This window comes from Cronobacter sp. 153480017-3 (assembly GCF_053627815.1).
Genome location: NZ_JBSEYN010000014.1, coordinates 33,243 through 46,177, shown reverse-complemented (window position 1 = coordinate 46,177; position 12,935 = coordinate 33,243). Strand labels below are relative to the sequence as shown.

Below are 12,935 nucleotides of genomic sequence, written 5' to 3'. Positions count from 1 at the left end.
ATAACAAGGTAATGAATTTCACCGGAATGGAGGGAATCAGGCTGTCAGGGCACGTCGTAACCGAGCGCGGCCTTGCGAATGCGGAACCACTGCTGGCGAGACATTTCAAGCGACAGCGCGCCCACCGCGCTTTTCACGCGGTCGATTTTCCCCGAGCCGATAATCGGCAGCGGGCGCGATGGCAGACGCATCACCCATGCATAAACGACCTGCTCGATAGTCTGCGCGCCCGTCTCTTCTGCGACCTGATGCAGCTCGGCACGCAGCGGCGCAAAACTTTCATCACTGAACAGCCGCCCGCCGCCCAGGCATGACCAGGCCATCGGGCGAATGCGCAGTTGCTGAAGCAGATCCAGTGTCCCGTCCAGCAGCAGCGGCTGATGTACTGGCGAAATCTCAACCTGATTGGTGGCGAGCGTGAACGGCAGACGCGACTGCACCAGTGAGAACTGCGCAGGCGTGAAGTTAGAAACGCCAAAGTGACGCACTTTGCCGCTTTTATGCAGCTCAAGAAATGCTTCGGCAATCTCATCGGCATCCATCAACGGATCGGGACGATGGATCAGCAGCAGATCCAGCACATCAGTATGCAGATGCCGCAGGGAGTTTTCGGCGCTCTGCACAATATGCGCACGCTCGGTGATGTAATGACCAATCACGTTTTCCGGCTTCGCGGTCGTGGCGATACCGCATTTGGTGACGATTTCCATCTTGTCGCGCAGATGCGGTGCCAGACGCAGCGCCTCACCAAACGCCGCTTCGCACTGATAATTACCATAAATATCCGCGTGATCGACGGTGGTGATCCCAAGCTCCAGATGCTGCTCAATAAATCCGACCAGCTCGCGGGCGGAGTAGTTCCACTCCATTAAACGCCAGTACCCCATCACCAGACGTGAAAATGTCGGCCCCTGGGGTGCCATAAGAATACGCTCAACCATAAGTACTTACCTCAGAAAGGAAAATTGTGGCGATTATACGCAAGCGACGCGGTTAAAACAGTGAAGGCTGCTGTGGTTCTTCGTCTGGATCGGGGCGAGTGGCGCGCAGCTTACGGAGCATACGCTGGCGGCAGAGGCGCAACACCTCCTGCTTTTGCGAATCGCTCATCTTCTGCCAGTTGAAACGCTCGTCGCGGCTGCGCATACAGCCACGGCAGTAGCCACGTTCATCGGACTGGCAGATCCCACGGCACGGACTGGGAACGGGGAAAAACTCAAGCTGCTCGGCCACAACGATTCCTCGTTAACATGATAGTTACAATTGAAGCCTGAACGGCGTCGGGTTGCAAGTCGACCTGTTATCACGCCGATTTATCATCCTCATTCCTTTATTGTTGACCTGACGTTTACTCTCCAGCTCCCACTCTTAAAAACAGATTAAGGTTTAACTAATCTTTACGTCTTACACTGATGTCATCATTAATGGAGCTTACTGATGGCAATGATTAAAAAATGGCGCTGGAGCGATTTACGTTTTAACCTTTTTAGCGCCCTGCTTTTCACCCTGATAAATGCGCTGTTTATCGCCCGCTGCTGGACGATTATTGCACCGCATCATTTTCACGATATCCTCTTCGCTGCAAGCGTACCGCTGGTGCTGTTCTGCGCCTGGCTGGTCATTTTCAGCATTATTAATGTGCCCTGGCTGCGTAAACCCGTACTGGTTATCTTGCTGTTTGGCTCTGCCGCCAGCAGTTATTTTATGTATACCTACGGTGCCGTGATTGACCAGAACATGATGGTCAATATCTTCGAGACCAATCCTCAGGAGGCCGGAGCGCTGATTACGCCCCAGCTAATCGGCTGGTTGCTTATCGCGGGTGTGGTGCCTGCATTACTGTTTAGCCGTATTGAAGTGATTTCAGGCAGTCTGCTGTGGACTGCACTGCGCCGTCTGGTCAGTATTCTCGCGAGCCTGCTGATTATTATTCTGGTGGCGTCGCTCTTTTATAAGGACTACGCCTCGCTGTTTCGCAACAACAAAAACATCGCCAAAATGGTGACGCCGCCCAACTACATCAGCGGCATCGTCAAATATACCCATGCACGGTATTTTGCGGGCGACCAGACGCTGGTGCGCATCGGCGAAGACGCCAAAAAAGGCCCGGTGATCCGCCAGCAGGCAAAAAAAACCGTGCTGGTGGTGGTGATTGGCGAAGCCTCCCGCGAACAGAACTATTCGCTTGGCGATTATGAGCGCGAGACCAATCCGCAGCTTAAAAAACAGGGCGTGGTGTTCTATCCGCACGCCACTTCCTGCGGCACGGAAACGGCGGTGTCCGTGCCCTGCATGTTCTCCGGGATGCCCCGGGCGCATTATGATGCCGGGCTTGCGCATCATCAGGAGGGGCTGATGGACGTGCTGGCGCATGCGGGCGTCAATGTGCTGTGGCGTGATAACGACGGCGGCTGTAAAGGGGCCTGTAACCGCATTCCACATACAGACATGACTGAATGGAAGCTTAACGATCTGTGTAAAGAAGGCTCCTGCCTCGACGACGCGCTGCTGTGGCGTTTCGATAATGTCCTGGACGGCGTGAAACAGGACTCTGTGATTGTTCTGCATCTGATGGGCAGCCACGGCCCGGCTTATTACCGCCGCTACCCGGATAATTTCCGCCGGTTTACGCCGACCTGCGACACCAATGAAATCCAGAATTGCGACCGCCAGGCGCTGATTAACACGTATGACAACACCATTCTGTATACCGACGATGTCCTGAGCCGCACCATAGATGCGCTGCGTAAGCGTCAGGACACCATGAACACCGCGCTGGTCTATCTTTCAGACCACGGCGAATCGCTCGGCGAGAATGGCATCTATCTGCACGGCGCGCCGTATATGCTGGCCCCTGAGCAGCAGACGCACATTCCGATGCTGTTCTGGCTCTCCGGCGATTACGCGCGTCAGTATGGCGTCGATACAGCCTGTCTCGGCAAACGCGCGGCGACGGATGAGGTGTCTCAGGATAACCTTTTCTCAACGGTGCTGGGCATCATGAATATCCAGACTTCGCTTTATCAGCCGCAGGAGGATATGCTTAGCGCCTGCCGGAAAAATTAACGTTTCTGGCGGTTTTCATTAAGGCGACTTGCATTAGACCGACCGGTCTATTAGATTGGATTGTATGAACCGAACACCTGAACACGACACGCGCGAACATCTCCTTGCAACTGGCGAGCAGCTCTGCCTGCAACGCGGTTTTACCGGCATGGGATTAAGCGAGCTGTTAAAAACCGCGGGCGTACCGAAAGGCTCCTTCTACCACTACTTTCGCTCGAAAGAGGCGTTTGGCGTGGCAATGCTGGAGCGTCACTACGCCCGGTATCAGGCATGCCTTGAGCAACACTTCGGCCCGGCGGGCCCGGCGCGCGAGCAGCTAATCGCCTGGTTTGAACAGACGCTGCACCATTACTGCCAGACGGGCAAGATGATGGGCTGCCTGACCGTGAAGCTCTCTGCGGAAGTGTGCGATCTGTCGGAAGATATGCGCGGCGCGCTTGATAAAGGTGCGGCGCAGGTCATCGCCCTGCTGGCAGAGGCGCTTGAGCGCGGCCGCGATGCAGAGGCGCTGACCTTCAGCGGTAGCGCGCAGCAGCGGGCGCAGGTGTTATACGTGCTCTGGCTTGGCGCAAGCCTGCAGGCCAAAGTGTCGCGCAGCGGCGCGCCGCTCGAAAACGCGCTGGCGCACGTTAAAGAAATCCTTTGAAGAGAGCGCCTGCCGCAAGGCAGCGCTTTTTTATTTCGCTCATTACAAGACGACCGGTCTACTCAGGAGTGACTATGCAAGACGAAAAGCTGTTTACCCCGCTGAAAGTGGGCGCTGTTACCGCCCCTAACCGCGTATTCATGGCCCCGCTGACCCGCCTGCGCAGCATCGAACCGGGCGATATTCCAACCGCGATGATGGCGGAGTATTACCGCCAGCGCGCCAGCGCCGGGCTTATCATCAGCGAAGCCACCCAGATTTCTGCGCAGGCCAAAGGCTACGCGGGCGCGCCGGGCCTGCACAGCGAGGAACAGATCGCCGCGTGGAAGAAAATCACGGCTGCGGTGCACGGGGCCGATGGCCGCATCGCCGTTCAGCTGTGGCACACCGGCCGTATCTCGCACAGCAGCATTCAGCCGGGCGGCGAAGCGCCGGTCGCGCCTTCTGCGATTAACTCCGGTACCCGTACGTCGCTGCGTGATGAAAACGGCAAAGCTATCCGTGTCGACACCACGACGCCGCGTGCGCTGGAAACGCACGAAATCCCGGGCATCGTGGATGATTTTCGCAAGGCGGTCGGCAATGCGCGCGACGCCGGTTTCGATATGGCAGAGCTGCACTCCGCCCACGGTTATTTGCTGCACCAGTTCCTGTCGCCGTCCTCTAACCACCGCACCGACCAGTATGGCGGCAGCGTGGAAAACCGCGCGCGTCTGGTACTGGAAGTGGTCGATGCGGTGAGCAAAGAGTGGAGTGCCGATCGCATCGGTATTCGCGTGTCGCCGATTGGCTCTTTCCAGAACGTGGATAACGGCCCGAACGAAGAAGCTGACGCGCTGTACCTTATTGAAGAGCTGAACAAGCGCGGTATTGCGTACCTGCATATGTCCGAGCCGGACTGGGCGGGCGGCGTGCCTTACACTGACGAATTCCGCCAGAAAGTGCGTGAGCGTTTCGATGGCGCCATCATCGGCGCAGGTGCGTACACCCGTGAAAAAGCGGAAGCGCTGATCCAGAAAGGGCTTATCGATGCCGTGGCGTTTGGCCGCGACTATATCGCTAACCCGGATCTCGTTGAGCGTCTGCGTAAAAAAGCGGAGCTTAACCCGCAGCGCCCGGAATCGTTCTACGGCGGCGGCGCGGAAGGCTACATCGATTACCCCACCCTGTGATCCAAATTGATAGCGGCGGCCTTCCGCCGCTATACTAAAATCCTGTTTCACCCAAAAGCATTATCACAAGCCGTTTTATTTAAGAGGATCTTATGCGCTTACTTCACACCATGCTGCGCGTTGGCGACCTGCAACGCTCTATCGATTTCTACACCAACGTACTCGGCATGAAACTGCTGCGCACCAGTGAAAACCCGGAATACAAATATTCCCTGGCGTTTGTTGGTTACGGCCCGGAGAGCGAAGAAGCGGTGATCGAGCTGACTTACAACTGGGGCGTGGAGAGCTATGAGCTCGGCACGGCTTACGGTCATATCGCTATCAGCGTTGATAACGCCGCAGAAGCCTGCGAGCGCATCCGCAACAACGGCGGCAACGTCACCCGTGAAGCGGGCCCGGTCAAAGGCGGCACCACCGTTATCGCGTTTGTTGAAGATCCGGATGGTTACAAAATCGAACTTATCGAAGAGAAAGACGCGGGTCGCGGCCTCGGCAACTGATCCCTCCGGCGGGCGTTCTGCCCGCCTTGCTGCATCCCGTCGTGAAATTTGCCATAATGCGCTCTGCTTTAATTCCCCAAACTTAAGAGACGCTGATGTCCGATAACGCTCAACTGACCGGTCTGTCCGACCGTTTTCGTGGCTTTTACCCTGTTGTCATCGATGTGGAAACCGCCGGTTTTAACGCCAAAACCGACGCGCTGCTGGAAATCGCCGCCGTGACGCTGAAAATGGATGCTGACGGCTGGCTCACCCCCGATGAAACACTGCATTTTCACGTTGAGCCTTTTGAAGGCGCGATTCTCCAGCCGGAAGCGCTGGCCTTTAACGGTATCGATCCGCACAATCCGCTGCGCGGTGCCGTCAGCGAATATGACGCGCTGCATGCCATTTTTAAAATGGTGCGCAAGGGCATGAAAGAGAGTAACTGCAACCGCGCGATTATGGTGGCGCACAACGCCACGTTCGATCACAGCTTTATGATGGCGGCCGCCGAGCGCGCGTCGCTCAAACGTAATCCGTTCCACCCGTTTGTGACGTTCGACACTGCGGCGTTAAGCGGGCTGGCGCTTGGCCAGACGGTGCTCGCAAAAGCGTGTATCGCGGCGGGCATGCCGTTTGACAGCACCCAGGCGCATTCGGCACTTTACGACACCGAGCAAACCGCCCTGCTGTTTTGCGAAATCGTTAACCGCTGGAAGCGTCTGGGCGGCTGGCCGGTGCCGCCGCTCGCCGCAGAAGACACGACGCCGCAGGACGGCGAATAAGCTAACGCAGCGCAAAAAAAAGCGGCCTCTCAGGGCCGCTTTTTTGTCTGCGCGATAACGCGCGACGGGATTACTCTGCGTCCGGCGTTGCCGAATTATATTTCGCCGCCGTCTCTTTGATAAGCGTCTGCAGTTCGCCGCGCTGATACATTTCGATAACGATATCGCAGCCACCAACCAGTTCGCCATCCACCCACAGCTGCGGGAAGGTCGGCCAGTTAGCGTATTTCGGCAGTTCTGCACGGATATCCGGGTTTTGCAGGATATCGACATACGCAAAACGCTCGCCGCAGGCAGAGAGCGCCTGTACGGCCTGTGCGGAGAAGCCGCAGCTCGGCAGTTTCGGGGAGCCTTTCATGTACAGCAGAATCGGGTTTTCAGCGATCTGGCGTTGAATTTTTTCAAGCGTAGTGCTCATTGTCTTACTTCCTCAAGCGTCATTACGGCGTTAGCTTTACATTGTAGCGGCTCCGGAGCGTCCCGAAAATGCATAATCTTGCGCTTAAGCCCGGTGCCGTGCCGTGGTGAAAGAGAAGCAAATAATAACACTTTTCTGTAAGCTGCCGATATTCTCCTCTGAGAAGGCGCGCTAAAATGCGCGTCGGCGCAGCGGCAACTGGCGAAAAAGAGTGCGCCGGTTAACGAAACTGCGTTCAGAAGACGATTTGCTGCTTAACTTTGGTCATTTTTTTAGATTAGAATCAGCAAGCTCTTAAAATTCATCCGTTGGCATGATTGCCGGCTTTATGCAGGGGAATGCTCAGTGGCGCGCAAAACAAAAATTGCTCTCACGCTCTGTGCTTTATTAATGACTTCATCACTGGCTTTTGCACCGTTCGCGCAGGCGTCGGAGCAGACGCGCGCCTCGAAGGTGCAAAAAGCGCACGCCAGTACGGTGAAAAAGAAAACCAGCACAAAAACCGCCAAGAAAAGTAACAACGCAACGAAAACCAAAACGGCGAAAACCGCCAGCGAGAAGCGAAACAGCACCGCAAAACGCACCAGCAAAACCACCTCTTCCGTCAGTAAAACCGCTTCCCGCAGCCCTTCCACCACTTCTGGCAAACAGGCCAGCAACCGCCTGAGCGCGCAGACCTGTGCCAAAACACGAAAAAATCGCAAAACCAAATGCGTGAATGGGCCGCTCACGATTGCCGACGCACACAAAGCGCGCGTGAAGAAAGCCCAGACCACCGCCATGAACAAGCTGATGAACCAGATAGGCAAGCCGTACCACTGGGGCGGCACGTCGCCGCGTACCGGTTTCGACTGCAGCGGCCTCGTCTGGTATGCCTATAAAGATCTGGTGAAATTCCGCATTCCGCGCACCGCCAATGAAATGTATCACCTGCGCGACGCCGCGCCGGTTAACCGTGGCGAGCTGGAAAGCGGCGACCTGGTATTCTTCCGCACTCAGGGCCGTGGCACCGCCGATCACGTCGGCGTCTATGTCGGTAACGGCAAATTTATTCAGTCACCGCGCAGCGGCCAGGAAATCCAGATAACGTCGCTGAGCGAAGATTACTGGCAGCGTCACTATGTCGGCGCGCGCCGGGTGATGACGCCGCGCACTATTCGTTAATCGATTTATCCTCACAAAAAAACGGAGAAGGTCACCCTTCTCCGTTTTCTTTTATATGGCAGCATGCATTATTCAGCGCTGCACGCCATTTGCGCCTCGCTACGGCTGGAGATCAGCACCAGCAGCAGGCCGAGTGCGGCAATCAGCGCGCCCATCACTGGCACTACGCTATAACCGAAGCCCGCATGGATAACGGCCCCGCCCGCCGCCGCGCCAAGTGCGTTACCGAGATTAAACGCCCCGATATTCACAGATGAGGACAGGCCCGGCGCTTCGCTGGCGACACGCATCACGCGCATCTGCAGCGGCGGCACTACCGCGAAAGTCGCAGCCCCCCATACCACCATGCTCACCGCCGCGCCGATTTCCGTTTTCGCAAGCCACGGAATAGCCGCCATAATGACGATAAGCAGCATCAGGAAGCCTTTCAGCGTGCCGCTCACCGAGCGGTCCGCCAGGCGGCCACCCAGATAGTTGCCGATGGAAAACCCGACGCCAATCAGCACCAGCATGGCGGTGACGAACGCCGCGCTGGCATCAGTGATGTGGTGCAGAACCGGCGCGATATAGGTATAGAGCGTAAACATCGCGCCCGCGCCGAGCACGGTTGTCAACAGCGCGCTCACCACCTGCGGGCGCATCAACACGGCCAGTTCGCTTTTCACATCAGGGCGCTCGCCGCTGCCGCCTTTTGGCAGGGAAAACCAGAGGCTCGCCATCGCCACCACGCCAAGACCGGCCGTCGCCAGAAACGACATTCGCCAGCCGATGGTTTCACCAAGCCAGGTGGCCGCCGGCACGCCGCCGATATTGGCAATGGTCAGGCCCATAAACATCGTCGCGACGGCGCTCGCCTGTTTATGCTTCGGCACGACGCTTGCCGCAACCACCGAGCCGAGGCCGAAGAACGCCCCATGGTTAAGGCTGGTGAGAATACGCGAGGCCATCAGCGTCATATAATCCGGTGCCAGTGCTGACAGCACGTTACCGAGCGTAAAAATCGCCATCAGAAAAATCAGCGCGCTACGCCGTGCGCGGTGCGACAGTAAAAGCGTCATCAGCGGTGCGCCTACCATCACGCCGACCGCGTAGGCGCTAATCAGCATACCGGCGGCCGGAATGGAGACGTTGACGCCGTTCGCTATGACCGGCAACAACCCCATCGGGGAAAACTCGGTCGTGCCAATGCCAAAAGCACCGATAGCCAGTGCCAGTAACGGAAAATTGACTTTCATTCATTGCTCCAGAAATTGTACAACAGCGCCGGGAACGCCCGACGTTACAGCAGGATGCAGAAAAGGATGACACTCTCAATCAGAAAAGATAAGTGACAAAAACAGCAAAATATTATTGCGCAGCTGTTAAGAACACGCGCTAATTGTTATTAGCGAATCTAAAGGGAATAACGGGAAAAAGAAAGAAAACAGCGGGGAATCGGCGCTTAAACGCAAGAAAAGTTTAAGAAAGCGGGAGAACAGGTGCGCTCCCGCCTGTCGCTTAATGCAGAATGGCGGTAAATGCGCCCGCCACAATCAGGCCCAGTACAACCAGCGTCGTGACCAGCGAAAATTTCAGATCGGTACTCATGGTATTCTCCTTAAAGACCCCATAAAAAACAGGTAGTGCGCATTTTTGCATAAACGGGCCGAAAAATCCTGCGACATTTAACCAGATATGCGTTTTCCCTCTTCCCCTTTCGATAAAGATAAGCCAAAATTCGTCGCTACTTTATTCGGTACCGGCCATCGACCCCTCCTCACGAAAAATGTCGCGTTTCCCGGCATGCCGCACTCCCCTCGCGGCAGTCAGGGGTGTGTACAGGCAAACGATTAACCCGTGATTTTGCAGGGCTCAGCCAGGGGTCTGGAGTGATTATTAATGGCAACAATTAAAGACGTCGCGAAGCGAGCCAACGTTTCCACAACAACAGTCTCACATGTGATTAACAAAACCCGTTTTGTGGCGGAAGAGACGCGCAATGCGGTTTGGGCGGCTATCAAAGAATTACACTATTCGCCAAGCGCCGTGGCGCGCAGCCTGAAGGTGAATCACACCAAATCTATCGGGCTGCTGGCGACCAGTAGCGAAGCGCCCTATTTCGCGGAAATTATCGAAGCCGTTGAAAACAGCTGCTTCGCCAAAGGCTATACGCTGATTTTGGGCAACGCGCATAACAATCTGGAAAAGCAGCGCGCGTATCTGTCTATGATGGCGCAAAAGCGCGTCGACGGCCTGCTGGTGATGTGCTCGGAATACCCGCAGCCGCTGCTTTCCACGCTTGAAGAGTACCGTCATATCCCGATGGTGGTGATGGACTGGGGTGAAGCGAAAGCCGATTTTACCGACTCGGTAATCGATAACGCGTTCCAGGGCGGTTACCTCGCCGGGCGTTATCTTATCGAGCGCGGCCATCGTGATATTGGCGTGATTCCGGGGCAGCTTGAGCGTAACACCGGCGTCGGGCGTTTCTCAGGCTTTATGAAAGCGCTGGAAGAAGCGGCCATTAAAGTGCCGGAAAACTGGATTGTGCAGGGCGATTTCGAGCCGGAATCCGGTTACCGCGCCATGCAGCAGATCCTCTCGCAGCCGCAGCGCCCGACTGCCGTGTTCTGCGGCGGCGATATCATGGCGATGGGCGCTATCTGCGCCGCCGATGAAATGGGCCTGCGCGTGCCGCAGGATATTTCAATCATCGGCTACGACAACGTACGCAACGCGCGTTTCTTTAGCCCGGCGCTGACGACTATCCATCAGCCAAAAGAGACGCTCGGCCAGACTGCGTTCAATATGCTGCTCGACCGCATCGTGAATAAGCGCGAAGAGTCGCAGACCATCGAGGTGCATCCGCGCCTGATCGAACGCCGCTCGGTGGCGGACGGCCCGTTCCGCGACTATCGCCGTTAATCCTTCCGGGAGCCGTATTATTGCGGCTCCCGCAGCCACTCCGTGTTCAGCGTTTCACTGTCCCCCAGATAATCGAGCAGCCAGCGCAGCGCGGGCGAGGCGTCGCTTTGCCGCCACGTCAGACAGCAGGCGGCGTCCGGGAACGGGTTTTCCAGCGTCAACGCGCGCCACTCCCCGCTATCGAGCCATGGCTTCGCGAAATGCGTCGGCACCATGCCGATACAGAGCCCCTCGCTGAGCGCATCGGCGGCGCAGTGCCAGTCCGGCACCACCACGCGCCGCTGGTTATCCAGAAGCCAGGTAATGCGCTTGGGCAGCGATCGCGATGTATCTTCCAGCACCAGCGAGGGGTAATCGCGCAGCCTGTCGTCGCTGAGCGCGCCCGCGAGCTGTGCCAGCGGATGATGGTGCGCCACGACGCAACGCCAGCTCAGCATGCCCATATCACGAAACGCGAAGCGCCCGCCGACCGGGATCGCCTGTGTGGCGCCGATGGCAAGTTCCACGCGCCCGTCCGCCAGCGCGTCCCAGACGCCGTTAAAGACTTCCTGTGAAACCTGCAACTCGACATCGGAAAAGTGCCGGTAGAAATCAAGCACCAGCCGCCGGACGCGTTCCGGGCGCACGATATTATCCACCGCGATGGAAAGTTGCCCGCGCCAGCCGTTGGCGATCTGCTGGCACTGCTGACGGGTGATCATCATTTTTTTGATGACAGAACGCCCTTCGCGCAGAAACCAGGCTCCTGCAGGCGTCAGAACCACATCGCGATGGCGGCGCTCGAAGAGCGATACCGCAAGCCACTCCTCAAGCTGACGTACCGTATAGCTGACGGCAGAAGGCACGCGGTGCAGTTCTGCGGCGGCTGCGGTAAAGCTGCCGGTGCGCGCCACGGCGTCCACCACTTCCAGGGAATATTCAGACCACATTATCTGCCTGCAAATTTTTTGAATGGAATGGGCAAATATTAGCGTTTCACAAGCGGAATTGCACTCCGTACACTCCTGGCTCTTTCGCGTAATAAGAAGTGAGTTAATGTGATGCGACCTGATAAAGGATTTCTTTGCTGGCTGGCCGGGCTGAGCGTGCTCGGTTTTCTGGCGACCGACATGTACCTGCCCGCGTTCGCCGTTATTGAAGCGGATCTGCACACAGCCCCTTCGGCTATCAGCGCCTCGCTGAGCCTTTTCCTGGCCGGTTTCGCGCTGGCGCAGCTCGTCTGGGGCCCGCTTTCTGACCGTTTTGGCCGTCGTCCGGTTTTGCTGGCGGGGCTTGGGATTTTCGCGCTTGGCTGCCTTGGCACCGTCTGGGTAGAGAGCGCGGGCGCGCTGCTGGCCCTGCGCTTTATTCAGGCCGTGGGCGTTTGTTCCGCTGCGGTAAGCTGGCAGGCGCTGGTAACCGACCGCTACCCGGCGCAGCAGGCGCGTCGTATCTTCGCGACTATTATGCCGCTGGTGGGGCTTTCTCCGGCCCTGGCACCGCTGCTCGGCAGCTGGATCCTGAATCACTTTTCCTGGCAGGCGATTTTTTTGGTGCTGTTTGCCATTACGGTGGCGCTGATGATTCCGGCCCTGCGTCTGCCCTCCGGCGCGCCTCAGGGCAATAAAGGCGGCGAGCCGCTGAGCTTTATGATGCTGCTGCGCTCGCGCGTCTACAGCGGCAATGTGCTGATTTATGCTGCCTGCTCCGCCAGTTTCTTCGCCTGGCTCACCGGTTCGCCGTTTATTCTGCATGAGATGGGTTACAGCCCGGCGGTAATAGGACTGAGCTACGTGCCGCAAACTATAGCGTTTCTGATTGGCGGCTATGGCTGTCGCAGTGCGCTGCAAAAATGGAATGGCGAAACGCTGCTGCCGTGGCTGCTGGCAGGCTTCGCGCTGAGCGTGCTCGCCACCTGGCTCGTGGGGTTAAGCGACGCCGTTACGCTCACCACACTGCTTATTCCCTTCTGCCTGATGGCGATGGCGAACGGGGCGATTTACCCTATCGTGGTCGCCGCTGCGCTGCTGCCGTTCCCGCAGGCCACCGGACGCGCCGCCGCGCTGCAAAACACGCTCCAGCTTGGACTCTGTTTTGTGGCAAGCCTGGTGGTGTCGTGGCTGGTCGCGACCGCGCTGCTGTCAACCACCAGCGTTATGCTGGCGACAGTGGTGCTGGCGGGCCTCGGCTTTCGGTTGCGTGGTCGTCAACGGTTTACGCAATCATCAGCCGCGTGAAAATATGAAATTTTTGTGATTAGCTTGCTAACGGTCAACAGTTGAATCATCGTAAAGCGAGGCCTATACTGGTTCGCGGCTC

The 12,935-nt window shown here is 57.2% G+C and carries 14 protein-coding genes; 8 read left to right on the top strand and 6 right to left on the bottom strand.

What is annotated here, in order from left to right; translation table 11 throughout:
• Nucleotides 1-44: 44 nt before the first annotated feature.
• Nucleotides 45-941 (bottom strand): aldo/keto reductase, encoded by an 897-nt coding sequence (locus ACUW6V_RS20240; protein ID WP_007891813.1) that lies wholly within the window; start codon nt 939-941, stop codon nt 45-47.
• 52 nt (nt 942-993) lie between these two features.
• A complete protein-coding gene (locus ACUW6V_RS20235; RefSeq protein ID WP_004386102.1) occupies nt 994-1,233 on the bottom strand; it encodes a DUF1289 domain-containing protein in 240 nt (79 codons plus the stop codon).
• A gap of 204 nt (nt 1,234-1,437) precedes the next feature.
• On the opposite strand from ACUW6V_RS20235, the gene eptA reads away from it, so the two are divergent.
• The 5 genes from eptA to rnt all read left to right on the top strand — a co-directional run bounded on the left by eptA (nt 1,438) and on the right by rnt (nt 6,151).
• Complete coding sequence (gene eptA / locus ACUW6V_RS20230; protein WP_454038826.1) at nt 1,438-3,066, top strand: phosphoethanolamine transferase EptA; 1,629 nt, start codon at nt 1,438-1,440, stop codon at nt 3,064-3,066.
• 64 nt (nt 3,067-3,130) lie between these two features.
• On the top strand, nt 3,131-3,712 hold the full coding sequence (locus ACUW6V_RS20225) for a TetR/AcrR family transcriptional regulator (RefSeq protein ID WP_104659025.1): 582 nt from the start codon (nt 3,131-3,133) through the stop codon (nt 3,710-3,712).
• A gap of 74 nt (nt 3,713-3,786) precedes the next feature.
• Complete coding sequence (nemA, locus tag ACUW6V_RS20220; RefSeq protein WP_014728997.1) at nt 3,787-4,884, top strand: alkene reductase; 1,098 nt, start codon at nt 3,787-3,789, stop codon at nt 4,882-4,884.
• 92 nt (nt 4,885-4,976) lie between these two features.
• Nucleotides 4,977-5,384, top strand: a complete 408-nt coding sequence (gene gloA, locus ACUW6V_RS20215) for a lactoylglutathione lyase (protein WP_004385022.1) — start codon at nt 4,977-4,979, stop codon at nt 5,382-5,384.
• A 95-nt stretch (nt 5,385-5,479) separates the two neighbouring features.
• Nucleotides 5,480-6,151, top strand: a complete 672-nt coding sequence (rnt, locus tag ACUW6V_RS20210) for a ribonuclease T (protein WP_007891820.1) — start codon at nt 5,480-5,482, stop codon at nt 6,149-6,151.
• Nucleotides 6,152-6,221: 70 nt separating this feature from the next.
• On the opposite strand, the gene grxD is transcribed toward rnt, so the two are convergent.
• A complete protein-coding gene (gene grxD / locus ACUW6V_RS20205; protein ID WP_004385024.1) occupies nt 6,222-6,569 on the bottom strand; it encodes a monothiol glutaredoxin 4 in 348 nt (115 codons plus the stop codon).
• A 345-nt stretch (nt 6,570-6,914) separates the two neighbouring features.
• On the opposite strand from grxD, the gene ACUW6V_RS20200 reads away from it, so the two are divergent.
• Nucleotides 6,915-7,733: a C40 family peptidase gene (locus ACUW6V_RS20200; RefSeq protein WP_007891821.1), complete on the top strand. Its 819-nt coding sequence runs from the start codon at nt 6,915-6,917 to the stop codon at nt 7,731-7,733.
• Nucleotides 7,734-7,801: 68 nt separating this feature from the next.
• Here ACUW6V_RS20200 and ACUW6V_RS20195 read toward each other — a convergent pair whose 3' ends face one another.
• Together ACUW6V_RS20195 and cydH are read right to left on the bottom strand one after the other, a co-directional pair.
• Nucleotides 7,802-8,968: an MFS transporter gene (locus ACUW6V_RS20195; RefSeq protein WP_319703911.1), complete on the bottom strand. Its 1,167-nt coding sequence runs from the start codon at nt 8,966-8,968 to the stop codon at nt 7,802-7,804.
• Between the two features lie 262 nt (nt 8,969-9,230).
• Nucleotides 9,231-9,320 (bottom strand): cytochrome bd-I oxidase subunit CydH, encoded by a 90-nt coding sequence (gene cydH / locus ACUW6V_RS20190; protein WP_015386754.1) that lies wholly within the window; start codon nt 9,318-9,320, stop codon nt 9,231-9,233.
• A gap of 291 nt (nt 9,321-9,611) precedes the next feature.
• On the opposite strand from cydH, the gene purR reads away from it, so the two are divergent.
• Complete coding sequence (purR, locus tag ACUW6V_RS20185; protein ID WP_012124922.1) at nt 9,612-10,637, top strand: HTH-type transcriptional repressor PurR; 1,026 nt, start codon at nt 9,612-9,614, stop codon at nt 10,635-10,637.
• Nucleotides 10,638-10,654: 17 nt separating this feature from the next.
• Here the strand turns inward: purR and punR are convergent, their stop codons facing one another.
• Nucleotides 10,655-11,566, bottom strand: a complete 912-nt coding sequence (gene punR, locus ACUW6V_RS20180; protein ID WP_014729000.1) for a DNA-binding transcriptional activator PunR — start codon at nt 11,564-11,566, stop codon at nt 10,655-10,657.
• A gap of 111 nt (nt 11,567-11,677) precedes the next feature.
• On the opposite strand from punR, the gene punC reads away from it, so the two are divergent.
• A complete protein-coding gene (punC, locus tag ACUW6V_RS20175) occupies nt 11,678-12,853 on the top strand; it encodes a purine nucleoside transporter PunC (RefSeq protein ID WP_454038825.1) in 1,176 nt (391 codons plus the stop codon).
• Nucleotides 12,854-12,935: the final 82 nt, after the last annotated feature.

Excerpts from the sequence above, each read along its gene's own strand:
- gloA (WP_004385022.1), top strand. The coding sequence starts at position 4,977 with ATGCGCTTACTTCACACCATGCTGCGCGTTGGCGACCTGCAACGCTCT.
- cydH (WP_015386754.1), bottom strand. The coding sequence starts at position 9,320 with ATGAGTACCGATCTGAAATTTTCGCTGGTCACGACGCTGGTTGTACTG.
- ACUW6V_RS20195 (WP_319703911.1), bottom strand. The coding sequence starts at position 8,968 with ATGAAAGTCAATTTTCCGTTACTGGCACTGGCTATCGGTGCTTTTGGC.
- punC (WP_454038825.1), top strand. The coding sequence starts at position 11,678 with ATGCGACCTGATAAAGGATTTCTTTGCTGGCTGGCCGGGCTGAGCGTG.
- nemA (WP_014728997.1), top strand. The coding sequence starts at position 3,787 with ATGCAAGACGAAAAGCTGTTTACCCCGCTGAAAGTGGGCGCTGTTACC.
- grxD (WP_004385024.1), bottom strand. The coding sequence starts at position 6,569 with ATGAGCACTACGCTTGAAAAAATTCAACGCCAGATCGCTGAAAACCCG.
- ACUW6V_RS20225 (WP_104659025.1), top strand. The coding sequence starts at position 3,131 with ATGAACCGAACACCTGAACACGACACGCGCGAACATCTCCTTGCAACT.
- ACUW6V_RS20240 (WP_007891813.1), bottom strand. The coding sequence starts at position 941 with ATGGTTGAGCGTATTCTTATGGCACCCCAGGGGCCGACATTTTCACGT.
- rnt (WP_007891820.1), top strand. The coding sequence starts at position 5,480 with ATGTCCGATAACGCTCAACTGACCGGTCTGTCCGACCGTTTTCGTGGC.
- eptA (WP_454038826.1), top strand. The coding sequence starts at position 1,438 with ATGGCAATGATTAAAAAATGGCGCTGGAGCGATTTACGTTTTAACCTT.
- punR (WP_014729000.1), bottom strand. The coding sequence starts at position 11,566 with ATGTGGTCTGAATATTCCCTGGAAGTGGTGGACGCCGTGGCGCGCACC.
- purR (WP_012124922.1), top strand. The coding sequence starts at position 9,612 with ATGGCAACAATTAAAGACGTCGCGAAGCGAGCCAACGTTTCCACAACA.